The organism is Marinomonas ushuaiensis DSM 15871, from assembly GCF_000521805.1.
GTDB classification, from domain to species: Bacteria; Pseudomonadota; Gammaproteobacteria; order Pseudomonadales; family Marinomonadaceae; genus Marinomonas; species Marinomonas ushuaiensis.
Genome location: NZ_JAMB01000001.1, coordinates 678,174 through 698,234 on the forward strand (window position 1 = coordinate 678,174; position 20,061 = coordinate 698,234).

Genomic DNA, 20,061 nt, shown 5'->3' on the forward strand with positions numbered 1-20,061 from the left:
CCTTTACCTTGTTTGAGTGGCTAATGTGCTACTTAGACTGATTAGTTAGGAGCATTTATGCCACATATACGTGTTCGCGGAATAGCCTTTGACGAATTAGAGTCTGTGTCCGACATTCTTATTGAAAATTTAGCCGAAGTAACTGATACCCCCAATTCCCACTTTACCCTTGAATACCAATCAACAACTTATCTTGCTGTTGGTGGTGCTTCTCCTGCGTATCCATTTTTTGATTTTTTGTGGTTTGATCGAGGTGATGAAATAAAGCAAAAAGTCGCTTTGATTTTCGAAGAATTATTTCGACCGCTTGTCGACAGAGGACAAGATATCACCGTTTTGTTTCATGATCTTCAAGGCAAAGATTATTACGAAAACGGCGAACATTTTTAGGTTTAATCATCATTTTGGGTCGGGATTTATCCCGACACAGGGGGTTGTTATCTTTGGAAATCGTAAATGCTGCCGAGGTTCATTATCTGAGTCAGTTCATCCAGAGCATTGCGGCTTTCAATGAGTAGTTGAGGGTCGGCTAGGTCAGCTTCTCTCAATTCATCACGATAATGTTTGTCTATCCATAGGTTTAACCGTTCAAACAATGCGTTGTTCATTAATGTTGCTGGATTAATGGCACTACGTTCTGTTTCGGTTAACGCAACGCGTAAACGTAGACAAGCCGGTCCACCACCGTTACTCATACTTTGTTTGAGGTCAAATACCTTCACTTCTGTGATGGGTGACTTGTCTGATACTAATTCATTTAGGTAACGCCAAACCGCAGGGTTGTTTTCACACTCACCGGGGACGATTAACACCATGTCGTTGTCGCCACGGCTTAATAGCTGACTGTTAAACAAGTAAGAGCTAATGCAATCTTGTACTGAAACCGCATTGCTTGGTACTTCAATCAAGTGCAATTCTGATGCTCTTTCTCCCCAAGCAGTTTGTAAATCTTGCTTCATTTTTGCGGTATCAAGAAACGCTTCTTGATGATAAAAGTGTGCGTTGCGATTACCGACGGCAATAACATCATTGTGGAATACGCCAGCGTCGATTACCGCTGGATTCTGCTGAGCATAAACCACTTGTCCTTCAGATAAACCATGGATGCGAGCAACAGCCTGAGAAGCTTCTAACGTATGACGAGCTGGAAATTTCATCGGACGTGGCGCGTTGTGATTAAAGGCTTCCATACCGTAAACAAAAAATTCTATGCCTTGTTCGCCATACTGATCGCAAAACCGCGAGTGGTTGGCGGCGCCTTCATCACCGAAATGCTCAACACTTGGTAAAGCAGGATGATGAGCAAAATGCGCTTCGTTGTTGAAGGTCGCTTGTAGAATAGCACCAGTGGTTTCATGTTCAATTGAACGATGAAACTTGTTAACCAAGTTCGCGGGTGTGAAATGCACGCGCCCGTCAGTTGTATCACCACTTGGTGAAACGGTGGCAGCGTTGGCTGTCCACATGCAGGAAGCAGAGCTTACCGCCGCTAAGAGTTTAGGTGCTTGTTTTGCAACTTGTTGTAAGACATTTGCATCGCTGCCAGTAAAGCCCAGTTTGCGCAGCGTAGGAATATGTGGGCGCTCGTGAGGCGCCAAGACGCCTTGCACAAAGCCCATATCCGCCAAGGCTTTCATTTTAGTTAAGCCTTGTTTTGCTGCCGCTTTTGGGTTGGAAGCGCGAGCCGAGTTATTCAATGAAGCGACATTACCAAAGGAAAGGCCGCTGTAATTGTGGGTTGGTCCCACTAAACCGTCAAAATTGGCTTCTGTTGCTTTATTCATAATCGTTGCTCTGTTCATTGTTGATGACAACTAAGGTTTAAATCGTTAAACCGTGACCAAGTGTTTCTGGCATGGTTAAGCTGTCTGCTTCAATACTTGAAACTGGGTAAGCGCAGTAATCTGCCGCGTAGTAAGCACTTGCTCTATGGTTGCCACTGGCACCAGTGCCGCCAAATGGCGCGTTACTGGATGCGCCTGTTGTCTGACGATTCCAATTGATAATACCTGCACGACTGTGTTGTAAGAACCACTCATACTCGGCTTGATCATCCGACAACAAGCCTGCGGATAAACCAAATTGTGTGTTGTTGGCTATGGTCATGGCTTGATCTAATGAATTGTAGCGAATCACCGTAAGTAGAGGGCCAAAATATTCTTGATCCGGCAAATCGTTCAGCATGTTGGTCGCGTCAATAATGCCTGGCGTAATAAAGCCAGTTTGGCTGTCACCTCGAGTCATTTCTAATAAGGGTTCTGCGCCCAGTTTTAGCAATTTTTGGTAGGCTTGCAGCATACCATCAGCGGCTTGTGCTGACACAATTGGCCCCATGAAAGGCTGTTCTTCAGCGTCAAAACGATCTATGCGTAACGCTTTCGTTGCGGTAATCAGGGATTGTAAAATCGCATCGCCAAGCGCTCCTTTTGGTAGAAGTAAACGACGTGCACAGGTACAACGTTGTCCGGCAGAAATGAAGGCGGATTGAATGATTTCATGAACCGCTGCTCGTTGGTCAGAGATTTTTTCTGAAACCAATAGAGGGTTATTCCCCCCCATTTCTAAGGCTAAAATTTTACCCGGATGCCCAGCAAAATCTTTATGTAAAATATGGCCAACTTGCGGGCTACCTGTGAAGAATAAACCATCAATACCTTGGTGATTGGCCAGTGCGACACCTGTTTCTCGTTCACCTTGAATCATGTTAAGTACGCCTGCTGGTAAACCGGCTTGTTCCCATAATTGAATGATTAGATCCGATGTTGCGGGTGCTTGTTCGCTTGGTTTAAAAACCACTGTATTACCCGCAATAAGGGCTGGTACTATGTGTCCATTGGGTAAATGCCCTGGGAAATTGTAAGGTCCAAATACAGCGACAACACCATGTGGACGATGACGTAATTTCGCTGTTGCCCCAGGCATAGGGGTGGTTTTTTCACCTGTGCGTTCATGATAAGCCTGTTTTGAAATGGCCACTTTACCCACCATTGCCGCCGCTTCGGTACGTGTTTCCCAAATTGGCTTACCTGTTTCTCGGCTAATGACCGTTGCGATGGCTTCACTGTTTTCTTTCACTAAGGCTGCAAAGGCATCAATGATTGCAAGGCGCTCTTCAAGAGGGCGGTTTGCCCATGTTGGAAAAGCATCACGTGCGGCATGAATGGCTAGGTCAACTTGCTGAGCTGTGGCGGTATTGGCTTGCCATACTAGACTGGCATCGGCAGGGTCGATAGAGCGTAAAATATTGCCTTCGCCTTGTCGCCATTGACCATTGATATAGTGAGCTTGATTCATGGTGATCACTCCTTTTAAGAATTAGGTGATAATTCGACGATGCGAATGGCATCTTCGGTTTTAATACAAAGGCTGTCTGCTTCTTCTTGGGTTAATGTTATAACAGTGTCTGACGGTATCGAACGTTGAATTAAGATACAGCGGAAGTCAGTCACTTTGGTGTTAGAGACAAGATAATAAGGGCCTTCACCCACACTGTTTGGTTTGCCAATGTTAGCGAGGCATAAACGACTGTCTCGAACCGCACGAATGTCTTGAACTCTGGCTTCTAAACTTGGGCCACCATCAAAAATATCCACATAGTTTTCATAACGGAAACCTTCTTGTTCTAAAAGTCGGCGAGCCGGAACTGTGTTGGTATGAACTTGACCTAAAACATCGCGAGCTTCTTGCGGCAGTAAGTTGACGTAAACAGGATTGTTGGGCATCAACTCAGCAATAAATTGTTTATTGCCTTGAGAGGTAAGTTCGTCAGCTTGTACAAAATCTATTGAGAAGAAATGACGGCCAAGGCTTTCCCATAAAGGCGATATGCCTTTCTCATCGCTCACGCCGCGCATTTCAGCAAAGACTTTTTCTGTGAAGCGTTCAGGAAATTGCGCCATAAACATGAAGCGTGCTTTAGAAAGTAGTTGTCCATTTTTAGAGTGACGGTAATCTTTCTCTAAAAATAACGTGCAAATCTCACTGAATCCGGTGAAATCGTTGTTCAAAATAAGAGTCGGAACCGCATTATGCACGCCTAGTTCTCTTGAAGCGTGAGTAATTGTACCTAAGTGATAGCTGTAGAAAGGCTCTTCTAAACCAACGGTTGCTAATATGCCGCATGTACCGACAATATCGCCTGTGGTTGTGTCTTCAAGCACCATTAAATAATCTTCGTTTGTTGGCTTGCTGATATTTTCTGTTGAGAAAGAGCGAACAGCCCCGTCGATTTTCTTTTGTAAAATAGCTTCGTTTGCGACCAAAGAGGTAAAACCTATCCCTGTTTTATCTGCCAGTCGATAAAGCGACTTTAGGTCATTTTGATTGATAGGGCGTATGACCATCATGATTGAAATCCTCTAGAATTCAGTAGGGCTGCAGTAAGAATTATTGGGAGACACATTTGTTTAAGCGCTCTTTTTTAATCAATACTGCAACGTAAAAGACATAATTTAATAGAAACCTTTGCACGACTACTGCGCTTGCTAATACTTTGTTAAAAACAGGCTCAAAATACTCATTTATAACCCATAAACTCGGTTTTCTCGTCTGTTTTTGCCTTGTCTTAACTTCGCTCGTTGCTTCGTGCAAAGGCCTCTAATAGTGTTTAAAGTTTGGCCCACTGAATCTTATGACCAGATGAAATAGCCAATCGCTCTTGGGTTGTTTGTTCGAGCCCTAAGCCTGCTGTTTGATATTCAGCAGGAGCCGCTGTCACGCGAAAGTTTTCTAAATGACCGGCTGAGATAATGTGCATCGCGCCTTTTGATGTTTCAGTCAGTGTTAATGCTTTGCCTGTTTTTTGAGTGGCAATGGTCGTTAAGCTCTCTGTACGAGCTTCAATAGTTGGTCCAGCATCAAAAATGTCTATGTAGCCACGGAATTCAAATCCTTCATCCATCAATATATCTGCGCTTTGGCTAGAGTCTTCATGAATCACACCAATAACATCTTGAGCATTTTCTGGAAGTGTTGGTACATAAATTGGGTAGCGTGGCATTAAATCCGCGATAAAATGTTTATTAGTGACACCTGAAAGATAGTCTGCTTTTTGGAAGTCCATGGAGAAAAAATGTTTTCCAAGGGCATCCCAGAAGGCGGAATAACCGTGTTTGTCACTTTCACCACGTAATTCTACAAATAGGCGCTTAGTGAAGCGTTCCGGATAACGGGCGATAAACAGTAATCTCGCCTTTGACAACAAAGACATGGCGGTTTGGTTTTGGTGAGCCTTGTCGACGACTAATGCCATAAGACGACTTGTGCCGCTGTAGTCGTGGCATAAGAAGAGCGCTGGAATTCGATTATGAATTTGCAGCTGTGGTGATGCATGAACCACTTCATCAATGCGGTAACTATAAAAAGGCGTATCCACACCGACCATGGCATCTATTCCACAGCAACCAACGATGTCGTCTGTGCTGGTATCAATCAGAACAAACAAGTAGGATTCATCCCCTGGTTGAACGACGTCAGTTTGAAAAGAGCGGCGTGAAGAGGCAATTTTATCGTTCAATCTGTCTCTGTTCGCAGGGAAATTAGTAATCCCAATGCCAGCCTGTTGAGCAAGACGTTCTAGTGCAGGAAGATCAGCAAAATCCACAGGGCGTACTAGATACATAGGAAGATCCTGATATCGGTTAATGAGGTGATTATATGTTTGGTATTATTGCTGAGTTATAGAAAAGGCGTAAGAGTTAAACTTTCGAATTCGCGACAGTTTTTTCTAAATATTGGCGTATTTTTGTCGATTTTTTAAAAGTATAGAGAGTTAAGGTATGAAGCAAGGCGTTTATCAACATTATAAAGGTGCAGAATATTGGGTTGAACGTGTGGTGAAACACAGTGAAACCGAAGAGAAATTGGTGATCTATCAAGCCTTGTATGGCGAGTTTGGCTGGTGGGCAAGACCTTTGACGATGTTTAAAGAAACGGTTGTCATTAACCAAGAAAGCATCCCGCGTTTCGAATGGATTAGAGCCGAGCGAGACGCAGGTTCGTGATGTAGGTTAATGGCCCATCATCATTGTTTAGGCGGATGCATCCACGGTGATTGACGCATAAAGTGAATGATTTTTTCCCTTAACCAGCGATGAGCTAGGTCGTTATTAAAACGTTCATGCCAGAAAATATAAATGGGGTGAAGTCCATTATATTCATCTACCTCCATGACTTCTTTTGGGACGGGTAAAAGCTTCACTGGATGGAAATTCATTTTAGAGCATTGTTCCGTAGTTGCCTTTGATGCCATGATTTTGATAAACAGTTCGCCAATAGAGCGTGAGGCAACGAGTGCCATACCGCGTTTTACTGCTTGCATAGCGACCATTAGGCTGTCTGTTTCTAATGATGGATCAAGTCGGTAGCCTTGCTGCTTTAATTTCTGTTGGGTCTTTGCAAAGGTACTGCTTTGGGAGTTTCCCAAGTGGTGAGTGACAAACCTATGTTCAAGTAACTCCTCCAATGTCACAGACGTTTTATGGAATAAAGGATGTGCTTCGCTAAGTACAATGCAAGCTTCCATATAGCCGACTAATTTATTACGAATATTACTGGGTGTGTCATTGATACATTTGATGCCTAAATCCACATTGCCAGAGGTTAGTTGATCAAATTGAGTTTCGCCCCAAGATGTAAGCGACAGTTGTAGCTTTGGCGCTTCATAATGCAACACAGCCAATAAAGGCTCAATGAAGTGTTCTAGATCGCTTTCATCAACACGTAATTTAAATTTTCTATTTAAATTCTTAATATCCAGAATGTTGGGTGTCATTAACTTAGATAATGAACTGAGGATTGGCTGAATAAGCTCATGCAATTCACTTGCTCTTGCGGTGGGCGTTAAACCATAAGCTTGTCGAGTGAAAAGAGAATCATCAAATAGGTCTCTTAATCGTTGTAAACTTTTACTTAGAGCTGGTTGAGTGACGCCTAGTTTCTCTGCGGCTCTTGATACGCTGCCTTCTTCCATAATAGTGACAAAGGCGACGAGTAGCTTAATGTCTAATTTTAAGATGTCGTCTAGCTGCATAATCTTCTCAATAGCATTATTTATAAATAAAGAGTTTTGACGTAATTTACGTCAAAGCTCTTTTGGTATTTACAGCAAGGGTTGATTTAATTTTGATTAATCAAATTCACTGTGCGGTCGGTATTTTACGCGGAATAAAAGCGTATAAAACACAGGGACAGCGATCAGAGTTAAGATGGTCGCAAACCCTAATCCAAACGAAATAACCACGGCCATCCCTTCAAAGAAGGCGTCGAACAATAATGGAATCATACCCAAAATCGTTGTCACGGCGGCCATACAAACAGGGCGCACACGACTGACGGCAGAATTGAAAATCGCTTCGTATTTTTCGGTGCCCTGATCAAGTTCAAAATTGATTTGATCGGCGAGTACGATACCGTTTTTCACTGTCATACCGGATAAGCTCAAGAAGCCCAGCAATGCCATGAAGCTAAACGCTGAGTTCATCACAAGTAATCCAGTAGAGACACCAATCAAGGCCAATGGCACACAGAACCAAATTGTCAGTGGCACACGAACCGAGTTGAACAGCAATACGGTAATGATGAACATAAACAAGTAACCCATTGGCAGGGCACTGAAAATGTTCGCTTGCGCGTCTGTGCTACTTTCGTATTCACCACCCCATTCTAGGTTGTAACCTGGCGCTAACTCGATGGCTTCAACATCACTACGAATTCGACCAAATACAGCCATCGCCGTTTCATCGCCGAGAATATTTGGATCTGCCATAACGGTAATCGTACGTTTACGATCTAGGCGTTCGATAATCGGGTTTTCCCACGTTGTCTCAAACCCAGATACCAAGGTAGAAAGTGTTACGTACGAACCAGAAGACGGGCTGTAAATTTGTAAGTCACGAATTTGGTCAATAGACAATCGCTCGTTTTCAGGAACCGTTCGCATGATAGGTAATAAATCTGTGCCTTCACGGTATAAGCCGATGCGGGAGCCTGTGAAGTTAGTTAACAACACATTGTCCAAATCAGTTTTACTGATTCCTAAACGACGAGCCTGAGCATCATTAAAGATAGGACGAAGCACTTTAACTGGCTGACGCCAATCGTCTTTGATGCTTTCCAATCCACCATCGGCACGATAGATTTCTTGGATTTGAGCACTGTATTGACGCAGTAGTTTCGGATCGGGTCCGCTGATACGCGCTTCAATTTTGGCGCCACTTGCTGGCCCTAATTGCAGACGTTGTAACTTCACTTCTAATTCTGGATAGTCTTCCTTCATTTTGAAATAAAGGTCAGTCAGTAATTGCGGGATGACCTCTTTGTCTTTAGTGCGGACAATAAACTGAGCGTAACTAGAGTTCGTTTGCTCTGCACTATACGTCAGCATAAAGCGCAATGTGCCTTGGCCAGTTGTTGATGTTACGTATTCGATACGTTCATCTTTCAATAGCTCTTTTTCAATCACGGATACTTTGGCGTAGGTTTCTTCAATGTGTGTGCCTTCTGGCATCTGAACGTCCATGTAAAACATAGGCGTGGTTGACGGCGGAAAGAATGCTTGTTTCACAAATTGGAATGCCCAGCCTGAAGTAAATAAGCAAGTAAGCAACAAGACAACGGTGATCCAACGATAATGCATGGCTTTGTCTAACAGCCATTTATAACCTGTGAACATAAAACCTTTGTAGGGATCTACTGCTTCTTGGTTTTCTTCATTAGCGTCTGTTTTTGCTATGGTTTCTTTGAAAAACAGGTCGCAGAAGAAGGGTGTTAATGTGATTGCTGTGATCCAGCTTAAGAGCAGTGAAATTAACAACACATAGAATAAAGAGCCGACAAACTCGCCTACAGCGTCTGGTGACAAACCAATCGGTGCGAAAGCGGTAACCGCAATGACAGTCGCACCTAGCAAAGGCCATTTAGTTTGTTTTACCACAGAGCTTGCGGCTTGGACTTTTGTCATACCACGTTGCAAGCCGATGAGTATGCCTTCTGTTACAACGATGGCGTTATCTACCAGCATCCCGAGCGCAATAATCAATCCACCTAGTGAAATTCTTTGAAGATTGATTTTGAAGTAATCCATGACAATAAAGGTGCCAAGAATGGTCAGTAATAAGATCAAGCCGATCAATATACCAGAACGAACGCCCATGAAAATCAATAGCACGAGGATAACGATACCAACCGCTTCTGCGAGGTTCAGCAAGAAGTTAGAAACAGAGCGATCCACTTCTTTTGACTGGAAATAAATCGAATCCATTTCCATGCCAATTGGTTGTTGGTATTTTAATTCTTCAATACGTTTTTCTAGGTGTTTACCAATTTCTACAACGTTTACACTAGAAGAAAAAGAGATGCCTAATAATAAGGATTTCGCACCGTTGAAATTCACCAAATGAGATTGAGGATCGGCGTATTCACGTTTAATTGTTGCAACATCACTCAGGCGGATCAGATTGCCGTCGATTGGTTTACCTACAATCAGATTTTCTAATTCAGAAATGTCGTTAAATTCACCTGTTGGGCTAATGCGGATGTATTCGCTCCCCACTTTAACTCGCCCTGCATTTGATACGCTATTTTGGTTTGCTAATAAGGTTTGAAGTTGGCTAGGTGCAATCCCCATGTTGGCTAATTTAGAACGTGAGATTTCAATCGTAACCTGCTCGTTTTGCTCACCCGCTACACTTACTTTAGCGATGCCATCAACCAAAACCAGTTCACGTTTGATGTAATCAACGTAGTTTTCCAGGTCTTTGTACGGATAGCCCTCACCATGAATGGCAAGCATGACACCATACACATCACCGAAGTCATCCAAAACCATAGGTGTACTTACACCACTGGGGAAGCTGCCAGACATATCACGGATTTTTTTACGGACTTCATCCCAAATCTGCTTTAATTCTTTAGCGCGATAAGTGTCTTTAATGGTAATTTGAACTTTTGAATAGCCAGCTTTTGAAGTGGACTTAATTTTATCCACATAAGGTAGATTTTGAAGCTCACGTTCAATCGGGTAGGTAACTTCTTCTTCCACTTGCTCTGGCGAAGCGCCTGGGTAAGTCGTGATGATTAAGGAATCCTTGATCGTAAACTCAGGGTCTTCTAATTGACCAAGACTGGTGAAAGCCAATGCACCACCAATCAGAAGAATCAAGGTCACCATCCAGCTGGTGACTTTGCGCTTCATGAAATACGCTGCAATATCCATTATAGGCCTCTCTCACGTGTCCAAGGACGAACTTGCATTGATTCTGTAAGAGTGTGAACCCCCGCTGTAACAACACGATCGTTTTCTTTAAGACCTTCTAAAATCTCAATAGAATCACCTTGTAAAACACCCAGTTTCACTGCGCGTGATGTTACCTTGTGAGTTGATTCATCAAAAATCCAAACCGAGCTTTCTGACAGCCCTGTTGTTGTATTTTCGTGGCGTAATACGGCTTCAACGGGAACAGAAAAATGTTTTACTTCACCTAAAAGTTGGTTTAAGTCCATATCAATATTGGCTGTCATACCAGGTAAAAGCGTGTGCTCTTTATTGCCTTCTCGTATTAGATTTAAAGTCACATCGTACGCCTTGGTGTTTGGGTCTGGCGTCGTTTTGTGTTCTTTATAAGTGCCGAATAATTTGTCGTCAGGAGCAACATCGACAATGACTCTTGGTGCGTAGTCTGCTTTGGTCGAACGAATGCTGACTACTAGGCCTTCAGGGACTTGGAAATCAACTTCTAATTTGTCGATATTTTGAATGTGCATCAGCTTTTGTGTCGCGCCGACATACTGGAATTCCTCAGTGTCGACGGAAGCAATCACACCGTCAAAAGGCGCATAAACCTTGGTGTATTTAAGCTGGTTTCTTGCCGTTTGAAGGGCATTGTTTGCTTGATCCAATGTCGCTTTGGAAGAATCGTATTGAGAATGAGTCGTCGCATTTTGTTCTAACATGGTCTGAATACGTTTGAATTGAGCTTCTGCTAATTTCTGATTTGCTTGGGCTAATTCAATTTGTAATTGGAAATCAGTAGGGTCAAGGGTCGCTAATAAATCGCCTTTCTTAACGCGTTGTCCAGACGTTACATCTAATTTGATGATCTGGCCACCAACACGAAACGCTAAATCGACTTCTTCGCTTGCCTGTAATTCTGCAGGGAAGCGACGAATATTGATTGCATCGGTTGATTTTATGGTGAGTAGTTTGACAGGACGAATGATTTCTTTTTCTACAGTGACGTCTGTTTCACTTGATGAGCAGCCAGTGATTAGTAGCGCTGTGGTTATTGCAACACTGGCCATCATATTTATGCGCTTTACGCGATTCATTCATTGCTCCGTAAGTTTTTTCTAAATAATAAGATGAAAGTATTTTATATCTCTTCCACTAGGATATGAATTTTTTAATATATATTAAAGATATACCTATAGGGAATATCTTTGGCGATTAGCATGTTTTTTTATTGATATTATGGCTTTCCCTAGATGTCCTTTTATTCGAGGGCTTTTTAAATAAGTTTTTGTACAGGTTTTGATCTAATCTGTCGGAATGTTACTATATTTTTTTAAATTTATAAGGCACTGCATGGAGACTATAAAAATGCGTTTGTATGTGACTAGATTGTTCACGTTTTTACTGACGTTTTCGTTATTAGGTTGTGCTGTGCCTTCTGGCCAAAAAGACGTTAATTCTATTGGTGGATTGAGTTTCGAAGTCAAAGATGACACGGCTTATTTGTCTGGTGTATTAGGCAGTGATCTGGTTGATCGATTAAGTAACTTTGTGAAAGAAAACCCTAATGTGACAGATCTTGTTTTAGTCGATATTCATGGCTCTTTTGACCAACAAGCAACGATGGAAGGTGCGCGTTTGATCCGTCGCCTTGGTTTGAATACGCGTATTGCGCCAACCGGTTTTGTGCTTTCTGGTGGTGTTGATCTATTCTTAGGTGGAGTAGAAAGAATTATTGGTGGGGGTGCAGGGGTTGGTGTTCATGCTTGGTCAGATGGTACTAAGATCAAAGCGGCGAATATAAACAGTGCTGACCCAGTGCATGCTGCTTATGTGAATTTCTATTTAGAGATGGGGGTTTCTGAGCGTTTTTACTGGTTCTCTCTTGACGCCGCGCCAGATGATAGAGTGTATTTTTTGTCCCCAGAAGAAGTGTATGACTTCCAACTTGCCACACAATAACTATCAGGTCTGAAAATACAGTGGACAATATATGGAACAAATAGAGCTGTTCGTCATAGAGAGTCCCTGCAAAGGTATTTGTGAAAACAGTGCGAAAGGTTTTTGCAAAGGTTGCTTACGCAGCCGTGAAGAACGGTTTCAGTGGTTTTCCATATCCAATGAAGCCCGCCATCATATTTTGGATCTTTGCAAGCAGCGCCGCTCTCGTTTATTAAAAGCGAGACAAGAGCGTTTAGATGCTCACTCAGAAAAAAACTTACCTTATGGAATGGAAGACGAGTTGATTGCAGACCTTTTCGAACTTACTAACGATTAAATATTAGTCTTTAATACATCGCTTAGTTTTCAAAAATTGCATCAAGTGCTTCAGATAAGCGTTCCACGCCAATGACTTTCATGCCTGCAATTGGCTTTTTCGGGCAATTGGCTTTTGGTACAACTGCTCTTGTAAAGCCGTGTTTGGCTGCTTCACTGATACGTTCTTGACCCGATGGTACAGGGCGAATTTCTCCGGATAACCCTACTTCACCAAGTACCACCAAATCGTGTGGCAAGACTCTATCACGGAAGCTGGATACGACAGCTGAAATCGCGGCTAGGTCAGCACTGGTTTCCAATACTTTCACACCACCAACGACGTTCAAATACACATCTTGATCTGCTGTGTGTAAGCCACCATGTTTGTGTAAAACAGCGAGTAACATGGCTAATCGATTATGATCAAAACCAACTGTGACGCGTCTTGGATTGCCTAATGCTGAATCATCAACCAGAGCTTGAAGCTCGACTAATAGAGGCCGAGTACCTTCCCACACCACCATAACCAGACTACCGGCAGCAGGGTGGTTGCTTCTATTTAAGAAAATGGAGCTTGGGTTTTTGACTTCTTTCAGGCCATTTTCAAGCATGGCGAAAACACCAAGCTCATTAATAGCGCCAAAACGGTTTTTCATGCCTCGAAGTGTTCTAAAACGAGAGTCTTCAGAGCCTTCCAATAAAACGGAGCAATCGACCATGTGTTCAAGGACTTTTGGCCCAGCCAGTGTCCCGTCTTTGGTGACGTGACCCACAAGAAGGACGGCTGTTTGTGTTTGCTTAGCAAAGCGCGTTAAGACTGCGGCGCTTTCTCTGACTTGAGATACGCTGCCAGGGGCGGATTCGATACCATCCAAATGCATAACTTGAATGGAGTCGATCACCATGACTTTCGGTTTTACTTGTTGAGCGATGTTTAAAATGGCTTCTACATTGGTTTCAGAAAGCATTTTCAAATTCTGTGTCGGCAAACCCAAACGCTGAGCGCGCATAGCAACCTGTTGCAAAGATTCTTCCCCTGTTACATACAAGGCACTTTGTTCTTGTGCTAGCCAACACATAGTTTGCAGTAATAATGTACTTTTACCAGCGCCAGGCGAGCCACCGATTAACACCACGCCACCGGGGACTAAACCGCCACCAAGAACTCGGTCAAACTCATGGGCACCAGAGCTAAAGCGAGGGACATCTCCTAAATCGATATCGGATAAATTCTGAATGCCTGTAATCGCACCAGCATAACCCTGATAGCGAGGGTCTTGATTGGCGGCAACCCGCGCTGATGTTTTGCTAGACGTGATGCGGATTTCAGATAAGGAGTTCCACGCATTACAAGCTTGGCATTGACCTTGCCATTTTGCGTAGTCAGCTCCGCATTCATTACATACAAAAGCAGTTTTTGCTTTGGCCATGAGATTCTCTTTGTGTTTCTTTACGTCAATGTGAAAGCGTCAACACGCTTTTGTTGAATTAGGGTTGTACGATGGTGTTCATGTTATCACAGAAAATATAGCCGCAAAGTGGCGGCTATATAGTATTCGTTCAGAAGGCGTTACTTATTTTTTGTACTTCCAATTAACAGAGTAAAGGTCTGTACGACGGTCTTTCAGGTTATTCACAGAACCTTCACTTCGTGTTTGTTTGAGTTTGTCCAGATCAAGATCGGAGAACATGATCATCTCTGTATTTGGTGTTGTTTCTGCCATGACTGCATCGTGTGGGTAGGAGAAGTCAGAAGGAGAGAATACCGAGCTTTGTGCGTATTGAATGTCTAGGTTTTCTACTTGAGGCAGGTTGCCACAGCTACCACAGATAACCACATAACATTCGTTTTCAATAGCACGAGCCTGAGCGCAACGACGTACACGCAAATAACCATTTTTAGTATCTGTCCAAAAAGGAACAAACAAAATATCCATGTCTTGCGCGGCTAATAAACGACCCAATTCAGGGAACTCAACATCGTAGCAAATCAAAATACCCACACGACCGGCATCAGTATCAAATACACGAAGGTCGTTGCCACCTTGGATGATCCAGTCGCGACGTTCATGAGGTGTAATGTGGATTTTCTTTTGCTCTTCTACAGTTCCATCACGTCGACATAAATAGCTGATGTTGTAGAGGATGTCGTCTTCCATTAAAGGCATAGAACCTGTAATGACGTTGATGTTATAGCTGACCGCCAATTGCGACATTTCGTTTTTAAAGCGTTCCGTGAAGCTAGCAAGAAATCGAATGGCTTCTGTTTGGTTGTGTTGATCTGGACTTAAACCAATTAATGGTGCGTTGAAGAATTCAGGGAAAAGTACAAAGTCACTTTTGTAATCTGATACTGCATCAACAAAGTATTCAACTTGCTTCAGTAGCTCGTCAACGCTTTCCACTTCTCGCATTTGCCATTGAATTGCACCAATACGAACTTGTGTTTTACGAGAGCGAATAACGCTGGTTTCGGGTACGTAAAAAATATTTTTCCATTCTAAAAGCGTCGCATAGCCCTGAGATTTTTCGTCTTCTGGCATGTAGCGTTTTAGCAAACGGGTGACTTGGAAATCATTGGATAATTGGAAGGTTAAAATGGGGTCGTAAATTTTACGTTCACGTACCGCTTCTAAATATTCCGCCGGATTCATTTCATGGGCGTGTTCATGATAATTCGGAATACGGCCACCGGCTAAAATAGCCCGTAAATTATGTTGGCGACAAAGTTCTTTTCTCGCTTCGTATAAACGTCGACCAAGACGATAACCTCGATATTCTGGTGCAATTAACGCGTCTAAGCCATACATGGCATCACCTAGATCGTCGTTTAGAATGTTTTCTTTTTGGTCGATCAAATCGTCATAAGTGTGCGGGTTACTGAAACGTTGGTAGCTGACTTGAACAGACAAAGCGAGACCGACAATCTTACCGTGATCTTCAAGGCAAATTTGTCCCTCAGGAAAATCTTTAATGAGTTTATGTATGGTGTGTTCAGGCCAAGCCCCGCCAATATCGTGATAAACCTTATCCATTAACGTTTTTACTTCCTCGTAATCATTGTTGGTGAGATTACGAATGGTTAAGTGTAAGTCGTCTAGCATGTTGGCTCCCTTGAGGCGTTTGTAAATGCATAACAGAGTATTGGGGTGATCATAACGCTTATTAATGTAATGAGGTGTTAAATTTGTTTCAAACAATCAAAAAAGTGTCATGGTACAAAAAAGAAAACCCCCGCCGAGGCGAGGGTTTTGATATAGAAAACTCAGTGTGTAATAGCTAGGCTATTATTTTTTGCTGAATTCTGGGTACGCTTCCATACCACATTCAGAAAGGTCAACACCTTCGTATTCGTCTTCTTCGCTAACACGAACACCCATGATGGCTTTGATGATCAACCAAACAACTAGGCTAGTTACGAATACCCAAACGAAGATAGTAAGAGCACCAGCGATTTGTCCGCCGAATGTCGTACCGTCGTTTGTTAAAGGAACAGCTAGCAAGCCCCAAAGACCAACAACACCGTGAACAGAGATTGCGCCCACTGGATCATCAATTTTTAGCTTATCTAGAGTCAGGATAGAAACAACAACGATCATACCACCAACTAGGCCGATCAAAGTCGCACCTAAAGCAGAAGGTGTATCTGGGCCTGCTGTGATAGCAACCAAACCAGCTAGTGCGCCGTTTAGAAGCATAGTTAGATCTGCTTTACCGAATAAGATACGAGCTAGGATAAGTGCACCAATAGCACCGCCAGCCGCTGCTGTATTTGTGTTCAAGAACACCATAGCAACAGAGTTAGCACTTGCGATATCGCCAAGTTTCAAAACAGAACCACCGTTGAAACCGAACCAACCCATCCAAAGAATCAATGTACCTAATGTAGCAAGAGGTAGATTTGCACCAGGAATAGCACGTACTTCACCGTTTGGACCGTATTTGCCTTTACGAGCGCCAAGTACTAGAACACCAGCTAGGGCTGCAGAAGCACCTGCCATGTGAACGATACCGGAACCTGCAAAGTCAGTAAAACCAAGGTCGCCAAGGCTAAACATACCGAATACAGAACCGCCACCCCAAGTCCAGTTACCTTCCATTGGGTAAATGAAACCTGTCATGACAACAGCGAAGGCTAGGAAAGCCCAAAGCTTCATACGCTCAGCAACGGCACCAGAAACGATGGACATTGCGGTTGCAACGAATACAACTTGGAAGAAGAAATCAGAAGCGCCAGAGTAGATAGAACCACCCTCGAAGCCACCTTCGCGACCAGCAAAGTCAGATAGAGTAGAGTCTACATCTACAGACTGAATGCCAGTTAAGAACCACTCACCACCGTACATAACGGAATAACCACATACTAGGTACATGATGCAAGAGATGGCAAACAATGCCACGTTCTTAGTTAGAATTTCTGTGGTGTTTTTAGCACGTACTAGACCTGCTTCCAGCATGGAAAAACCAGCGGCCATCCACATAACCAGTGCGCCACACACCAAGAAGTAAAAGGTGTCCATGGCATATTGTAAGTGAAAAATTTGATCTTGCATGTTTCGCCCCCCTAAAGGCTTATGAAATTCGAACAGTATTAAACTGCTTCGACGCCAGTTTCGCCGGTACGAATACGGACCGCCTGTTCAAGGTTAACGATAAAGATTTTACCGTCGCCGATTTTTCCTGTGTTTGCAGCGCCAGTAATGGCTTCAACAACTTGGTCTGTCATGTCGTCTGCAATAGCAAGTTCGATTTTCACTTTAGGTAAAAAATCGACAACATATTCTGCGCCACGGTATAGCTCAGTGTGGCCTTTTTGACGTCCGAAACCTTTTACTTCTGTAACAGTGATACCTTGAACACCAATTTCAGAAAGTGCTTCTCGAACATCATCCAATTTAAATGGCTTGATGATGGCAGTTATAAGCTTCATACCTACTGTCTCCCTTTATTAAAGTCAGTTTTATTGTTCATATCGCAGGTAAGTAGCTTTATTCAATATGCGTGCCATATATTGACGCATCCCTAGAACAAAGGCTTTGTAAGGATTTCGTCGACTTTTTGGAATTAAAAAGAGTGGTGGTTTACTTTGTTTAGTGCAGCATATTGGGCTGTCTTTATATTGCATTGCTTCAATTTAGTGCACTGTCTTGGGGTGGGTTAACAGTTTCGGCCTGTAAGCGCTTTATCCTCTTGCTTCTAATCAAAAAAAAGCAAGAGTCCAGAGATTCAATCGGGGATCGTTTAAAAGATTTTCATAAGAAAAAGTTAAACAATAGAGTTTTTTTGCACAGAAAAGAGGCGGAGCTCTGGTGCGTGATGTTAGAACATGCACTCTTATCGTTTGCTAATGGGTCTACAGATTAGTGTGTTGATTACTGATTGATAAGCAAGATGACTTGTTTGTACCTTTCGTCGACCTCTATACTATGCAGACTATTAAGTATCCGTCAGACAACGAATGAGAATGACATGATTGATCAATTTATTAAGCAATTGGGTTCTGGTTTAGAGCAGGCCGCAGATGTATTAGGCAAATTGCCAAAAGAAGAAATTGAAGCCCAGTTACACGAAGTGGCTCGTAATACGCTAACTAAGATGGATTTAGTCACGCGCGAAGAATTCGAAGTCCAAGAAGCTATGTTGGCAAAATACCGAACGAAACTGGTCACTTTAGAAGCGCGTTTGAATGAACTGGAAAAAAACGACTAAAACGCTTACTTCCAGCCTTGTCGCCATTCATCAACAGACGCTAAATTCTGCCAAGCCAGCGTATATTGGTTTTTGTTGATTACGGCTTCAAGAACGCACTCTATGACTGTTTCTTCTTCGTTACGAATGAGCTCAGTCACAATGAAATGCTTTTCTTTGTGTTGCGGTGACGTTGATGTCCATTTAGACAAAAGTAATTTATTTGGGTTTATGTGATGCATGTGAATTTTGTCATCTCGTAAATGTAGATAAATAAAGATACGAAAGAAGTGAAGAGCCGGATTACTTTTCACGATAGCTTTTTACAATAAAAAAGCACATTTTTAAATAAGATCAAGGAGTGATCATGAGTTTAGCAACAATATACAGTCGTGCCCGTGTCGGTGTGTCATCCCCTTTGGTTACCGTCGAAACCCATATTTCAAATGGTTTACCTTCCTTAAATATTGTTGGTTTACCTGAAGCGGCCGTACGAGAATCTAAAGACAGAGTACGCAGCGCAATTATTAACAGCCATTTCGAATTTCCCACTCGCAGAGTCACTATTAATCTCGCGCCTGCGGATTTACCCAAAGAAGGCGGGCGTTATGATTTGGCTATTGCTATTAGTGTGTTGGCAGCTTCTGGTCAATTGGGTGACATGAATTTTGGTGATGTTGAGTTTATTGGTGAACTAGCCTTGTCTGGTGATATTCGAGGTGTGCCGGGCTTATTACCTTCTGCTATTGCTTGTCATAATTCGAATCGTCAGTTGATTTTACCGGAAGATAATCAGCAAGAAGCAGCACTAGTAGAAGGCAATGCGGTATTTGCCAAACACCTAACCCAAGTAACCGCTCATCTTTTAAAACTTTCTACCTTGTCTGTCTGTGTTTCCAAGCCTGTTGAACCTTTGCCTTTAGATCACAAAGACATGCGCGATGTGAAAGGGCAATATCAAGCACGGCGTGCTTTAGAGGTGGCTGCTGCAGGTGGTCATAATCTTTTATTTATTGGCCCTGCTGGGACAGGAAAAACCATGCTGGCATCACGATTACCAAGCATTATGCCAGCCATGACAGAAGGCGAAGCCTTGGCTGTAGCGTCCGTGCAATCTGTTGCAGGACGAAAAATGGGGTTGGATTGGCATTGGTCTGAGCGCCCGTTTCGATCACCTCATCATTCTTGCTCTGCCGCCGCCTTAGTTGGCGGTGGTTCTATACCTCAACCTGGTGAAGCGTCTTTGTCACATAATGGCGTTTTATTTTTGGATGAGTTACCAGAATTTGATCGTAAGGTCTTAGAGGTTTTAAGAGAGCCGCTAGAAAATGGCGAAGTGCATATTTCCCGAGCACGTGGGCAAGTAACGTTTCCTGCTCGGTTTCAGTTAGTTGCCGCTATGAACGCGAGTAATGAAGCTTACACTGGCGGGCAAGATTATTATCAATCAAGCGCCAGCCAAAAATATCTTAAAAAACTGTCAGCGCCTTTTTTAGATAGAATTGATTTGCATGTGGAAGTGCCACCTTTGCCATCAGACGTTTTGGTAAATGCCCAGGAAGAAGGGGAGTGCAGTGCATCTATTCGTCAGCGAGTAGAGAATGCGGTAGCAAGACAAAGAGCTCGCCAAGGTGTGCAAAATGCTTTGTTGAGTGGTCGTCAGTTAGAAAGTATTTGTGCATTAAGCGACGATGATAAACAGTTTATGCAGCAAGCGTTGGAAACCTTAAAGCTTTCTGCTCGGGCTTATCATCGAGTACTAAAAGTAGCATTAACGTTAGCGGACCTAAGTGATTCCAATGTGACGAGAGCTCATTTAATGGAATCCTTAAGTTACCGGAAAATGGAGAAAACACTCGCTATGGCCGCGTCTTAATACTGCTTAT

At 43.0% G+C, this 20,061-nt stretch carries 18 protein-coding genes; 6 read left to right on the top strand and 12 right to left on the bottom strand.

The window, feature by feature from the left end:
• Window positions 1-57 precede the first annotated feature (57 nt).
• Window positions 58-390, top strand: coding sequence for a DUF1904 family protein (locus tag MUS1_RS03160; RefSeq protein ID WP_036158897.1), 333 nt, complete (start codon window positions 58-60; stop codon window positions 388-390).
• A 47-nt stretch (window positions 391-437) separates the two neighbouring features.
• Here MUS1_RS03160 and astB read toward each other — a convergent pair whose 3' ends face one another.
• The 4 genes from astB to MUS1_RS03180 all read right to left on the bottom strand — a co-directional run bounded on the left by astB (window position 438) and on the right by MUS1_RS03180 (window position 5,620).
• Complete coding sequence (gene astB / locus MUS1_RS03165; protein ID WP_036158899.1) at window positions 438-1,784, bottom strand: N-succinylarginine dihydrolase; 1,347 nt, start codon at window positions 1,782-1,784, stop codon at window positions 438-440.
• Window positions 1,785-1,821: 37 nt separating this feature from the next.
• Entirely contained in the window at window positions 1,822-3,294 is a 1,473-nt protein-coding gene (gene astD / locus MUS1_RS03170) for a succinylglutamate-semialdehyde dehydrogenase (protein WP_036158901.1), read from the bottom strand.
• 14 nt (window positions 3,295-3,308) lie between these two features.
• Window positions 3,309-4,346, bottom strand: a complete 1,038-nt coding sequence (astA, locus tag MUS1_RS03175) for an arginine N-succinyltransferase (RefSeq protein WP_036158903.1) — start codon at window positions 4,344-4,346, stop codon at window positions 3,309-3,311.
• A 260-nt stretch (window positions 4,347-4,606) separates the two neighbouring features.
• Window positions 4,607-5,620, bottom strand: coding sequence for an arginine N-succinyltransferase (locus MUS1_RS03180; protein ID WP_036158906.1), 1,014 nt, complete (start codon window positions 5,618-5,620; stop codon window positions 4,607-4,609).
• 157 nt (window positions 5,621-5,777) lie between these two features.
• Here MUS1_RS03180 and MUS1_RS03185 point away from each other — a divergent pair, with 157 nt between their 5' ends.
• On the top strand, window positions 5,778-6,002 hold the full coding sequence (locus MUS1_RS03185) for a DUF1653 domain-containing protein (RefSeq protein ID WP_036158909.1): 225 nt from the start codon (window positions 5,778-5,780) through the stop codon (window positions 6,000-6,002).
• A gap of 20 nt (window positions 6,003-6,022) precedes the next feature.
• Here the strand turns inward: MUS1_RS03185 and MUS1_RS03190 are convergent, their stop codons facing one another.
• The 3 genes from MUS1_RS03190 to MUS1_RS03200 form a co-directional block, all read right to left on the bottom strand.
• Window positions 6,023-7,030, bottom strand: coding sequence for a LysR family transcriptional regulator (locus MUS1_RS03190; protein ID WP_036158912.1), 1,008 nt, complete (start codon window positions 7,028-7,030; stop codon window positions 6,023-6,025).
• A gap of 96 nt (window positions 7,031-7,126) precedes the next feature.
• Entirely contained in the window at window positions 7,127-10,213 is a 3,087-nt protein-coding gene (locus tag MUS1_RS03195) for an efflux RND transporter permease subunit (protein ID WP_036158914.1), read from the bottom strand.
• Window positions 10,213-11,325 (bottom strand): efflux RND transporter periplasmic adaptor subunit, encoded by a 1,113-nt coding sequence (locus MUS1_RS03200; protein WP_051436070.1) that lies wholly within the window; start codon window positions 11,323-11,325, stop codon window positions 10,213-10,215. The genes MUS1_RS03195 and MUS1_RS03200 overlap by 1 nt, the downstream gene beginning before the upstream one ends.
• Before the next feature lie 256 nt (window positions 11,326-11,581).
• Between MUS1_RS03200 and MUS1_RS03205 the strand changes: the two genes are divergently transcribed.
• Both MUS1_RS03205 and MUS1_RS03210 read left to right on the top strand, forming a co-directional pair.
• Entirely contained in the window at window positions 11,582-12,190 is a 609-nt protein-coding gene (locus MUS1_RS03205) for an alpha/beta hydrolase (protein ID WP_036158916.1), read from the top strand.
• 31 nt (window positions 12,191-12,221) lie between these two features.
• Entirely contained in the window at window positions 12,222-12,506 is a 285-nt protein-coding gene (locus tag MUS1_RS03210) for a DUF1289 domain-containing protein (protein ID WP_036158917.1), read from the top strand.
• A 22-nt stretch (window positions 12,507-12,528) separates the two neighbouring features.
• Here MUS1_RS03210 and radA read toward each other — a convergent pair whose 3' ends face one another.
• The 4 genes from radA to glnK all read right to left on the bottom strand — a co-directional run bounded on the left by radA (window position 12,529) and on the right by glnK (window position 17,417).
• Window positions 12,529-13,917, bottom strand: coding sequence for a DNA repair protein RadA (gene radA / locus MUS1_RS03215; protein ID WP_036158919.1), 1,389 nt, complete (start codon window positions 13,915-13,917; stop codon window positions 12,529-12,531).
• 144 nt (window positions 13,918-14,061) lie between these two features.
• Window positions 14,062-15,591, bottom strand: a complete 1,530-nt coding sequence (locus MUS1_RS03220) for a carbon-nitrogen hydrolase family protein (RefSeq protein ID WP_036158921.1) — start codon at window positions 15,589-15,591, stop codon at window positions 14,062-14,064.
• 183 nt (window positions 15,592-15,774) lie between these two features.
• The gene (locus MUS1_RS03225) at window positions 15,775-17,040 is read right to left on the bottom strand and encodes an ammonium transporter (protein WP_036158923.1); all 1,266 of its coding nucleotides are present in this window, start codon (window positions 17,038-17,040) and stop codon (window positions 15,775-15,777) included.
• A 38-nt stretch (window positions 17,041-17,078) separates the two neighbouring features.
• Window positions 17,079-17,417, bottom strand: coding sequence for a P-II family nitrogen regulator (gene glnK / locus MUS1_RS03230; RefSeq protein ID WP_024023270.1), 339 nt, complete (start codon window positions 17,415-17,417; stop codon window positions 17,079-17,081).
• Window positions 17,418-17,956: 539 nt separating this feature from the next.
• Here glnK and MUS1_RS03240 point away from each other — a divergent pair.
• A complete protein-coding gene (locus tag MUS1_RS03240; protein ID WP_036158929.1) occupies window positions 17,957-18,196 on the top strand; it encodes an accessory factor UbiK family protein in 240 nt (79 codons plus the stop codon).
• Between the two features lie 5 nt (window positions 18,197-18,201).
• On the opposite strand, the gene MUS1_RS03245 is transcribed toward MUS1_RS03240, so the two are convergent.
• On the bottom strand, window positions 18,202-18,417 hold the full coding sequence (locus tag MUS1_RS03245) for a TIGR02450 family Trp-rich protein (protein WP_036159201.1): 216 nt from the start codon (window positions 18,415-18,417) through the stop codon (window positions 18,202-18,204).
• 125 nt (window positions 18,418-18,542) lie between these two features.
• On the opposite strand from MUS1_RS03245, the gene MUS1_RS03250 reads away from it, so the two are divergent.
• Complete coding sequence (locus MUS1_RS03250; protein ID WP_036158931.1) at window positions 18,543-20,051, top strand: YifB family Mg chelatase-like AAA ATPase; 1,509 nt, start codon at window positions 18,543-18,545, stop codon at window positions 20,049-20,051.
• Window positions 20,052-20,061: the final 10 nt, after the last annotated feature.

Coding starts and splice junctions, on each gene's coding strand:
- MUS1_RS03180 (WP_036158906.1), bottom strand. CDS start 5,620: ATGTATCTAGTACGCCCTGTGGATTTTGCTGATCTTCCTGCACTAGAA.
- MUS1_RS03210 (WP_036158917.1), top strand. CDS start 12,222: ATGGAACAAATAGAGCTGTTCGTCATAGAGAGTCCCTGCAAAGGTATT.
- radA (WP_036158919.1), bottom strand. CDS start 13,917: ATGGCCAAAGCAAAAACTGCTTTTGTATGTAATGAATGCGGAGCTGAC.
- MUS1_RS03160 (WP_036158897.1), top strand. CDS start 58: ATGCCACATATACGTGTTCGCGGAATAGCCTTTGACGAATTAGAGTCT.
- MUS1_RS03245 (WP_036159201.1), bottom strand. CDS start 18,417: ATGCATCACATAAACCCAAATAAATTACTTTTGTCTAAATGGACATCA.
- MUS1_RS03195 (WP_036158914.1), bottom strand. CDS start 10,213: ATGGATATTGCAGCGTATTTCATGAAGCGCAAAGTCACCAGCTGGATG.
- MUS1_RS03240 (WP_036158929.1), top strand. CDS start 17,957: ATGATTGATCAATTTATTAAGCAATTGGGTTCTGGTTTAGAGCAGGCC.
- astB (WP_036158899.1), bottom strand. CDS start 1,784: ATGAATAAAGCAACAGAAGCCAATTTTGACGGTTTAGTGGGACCAACC.
- MUS1_RS03185 (WP_036158909.1), top strand. CDS start 5,778: ATGAAGCAAGGCGTTTATCAACATTATAAAGGTGCAGAATATTGGGTT.
- MUS1_RS03220 (WP_036158921.1), bottom strand. CDS start 15,591: ATGCTAGACGACTTACACTTAACCATTCGTAATCTCACCAACAATGAT.
- MUS1_RS03200 (WP_051436070.1), bottom strand. CDS start 11,325: ATGAATCGCGTAAAGCGCATAAATATGATGGCCAGTGTTGCAATAACC.
- MUS1_RS03205 (WP_036158916.1), top strand. CDS start 11,582: ATGGAGACTATAAAAATGCGTTTGTATGTGACTAGATTGTTCACGTTT.
- astD (WP_036158901.1), bottom strand. CDS start 3,294: ATGAATCAAGCTCACTATATCAATGGTCAATGGCGACAAGGCGAAGGC.
- astA (WP_036158903.1), bottom strand. CDS start 4,346: ATGATGGTCATACGCCCTATCAATCAAAATGACCTAAAGTCGCTTTAT.
- MUS1_RS03250 (WP_036158931.1), top strand. CDS start 18,543: ATGAGTTTAGCAACAATATACAGTCGTGCCCGTGTCGGTGTGTCATCC.
- MUS1_RS03190 (WP_036158912.1), bottom strand. CDS start 7,030: ATGCAGCTAGACGACATCTTAAAATTAGACATTAAGCTACTCGTCGCC.
- MUS1_RS03225 (WP_036158923.1), bottom strand. CDS start 17,040: ATGCAAGATCAAATTTTTCACTTACAATATGCCATGGACACCTTTTAC.
- glnK (WP_024023270.1), bottom strand. CDS start 17,417: ATGAAGCTTATAACTGCCATCATCAAGCCATTTAAATTGGATGATGTT.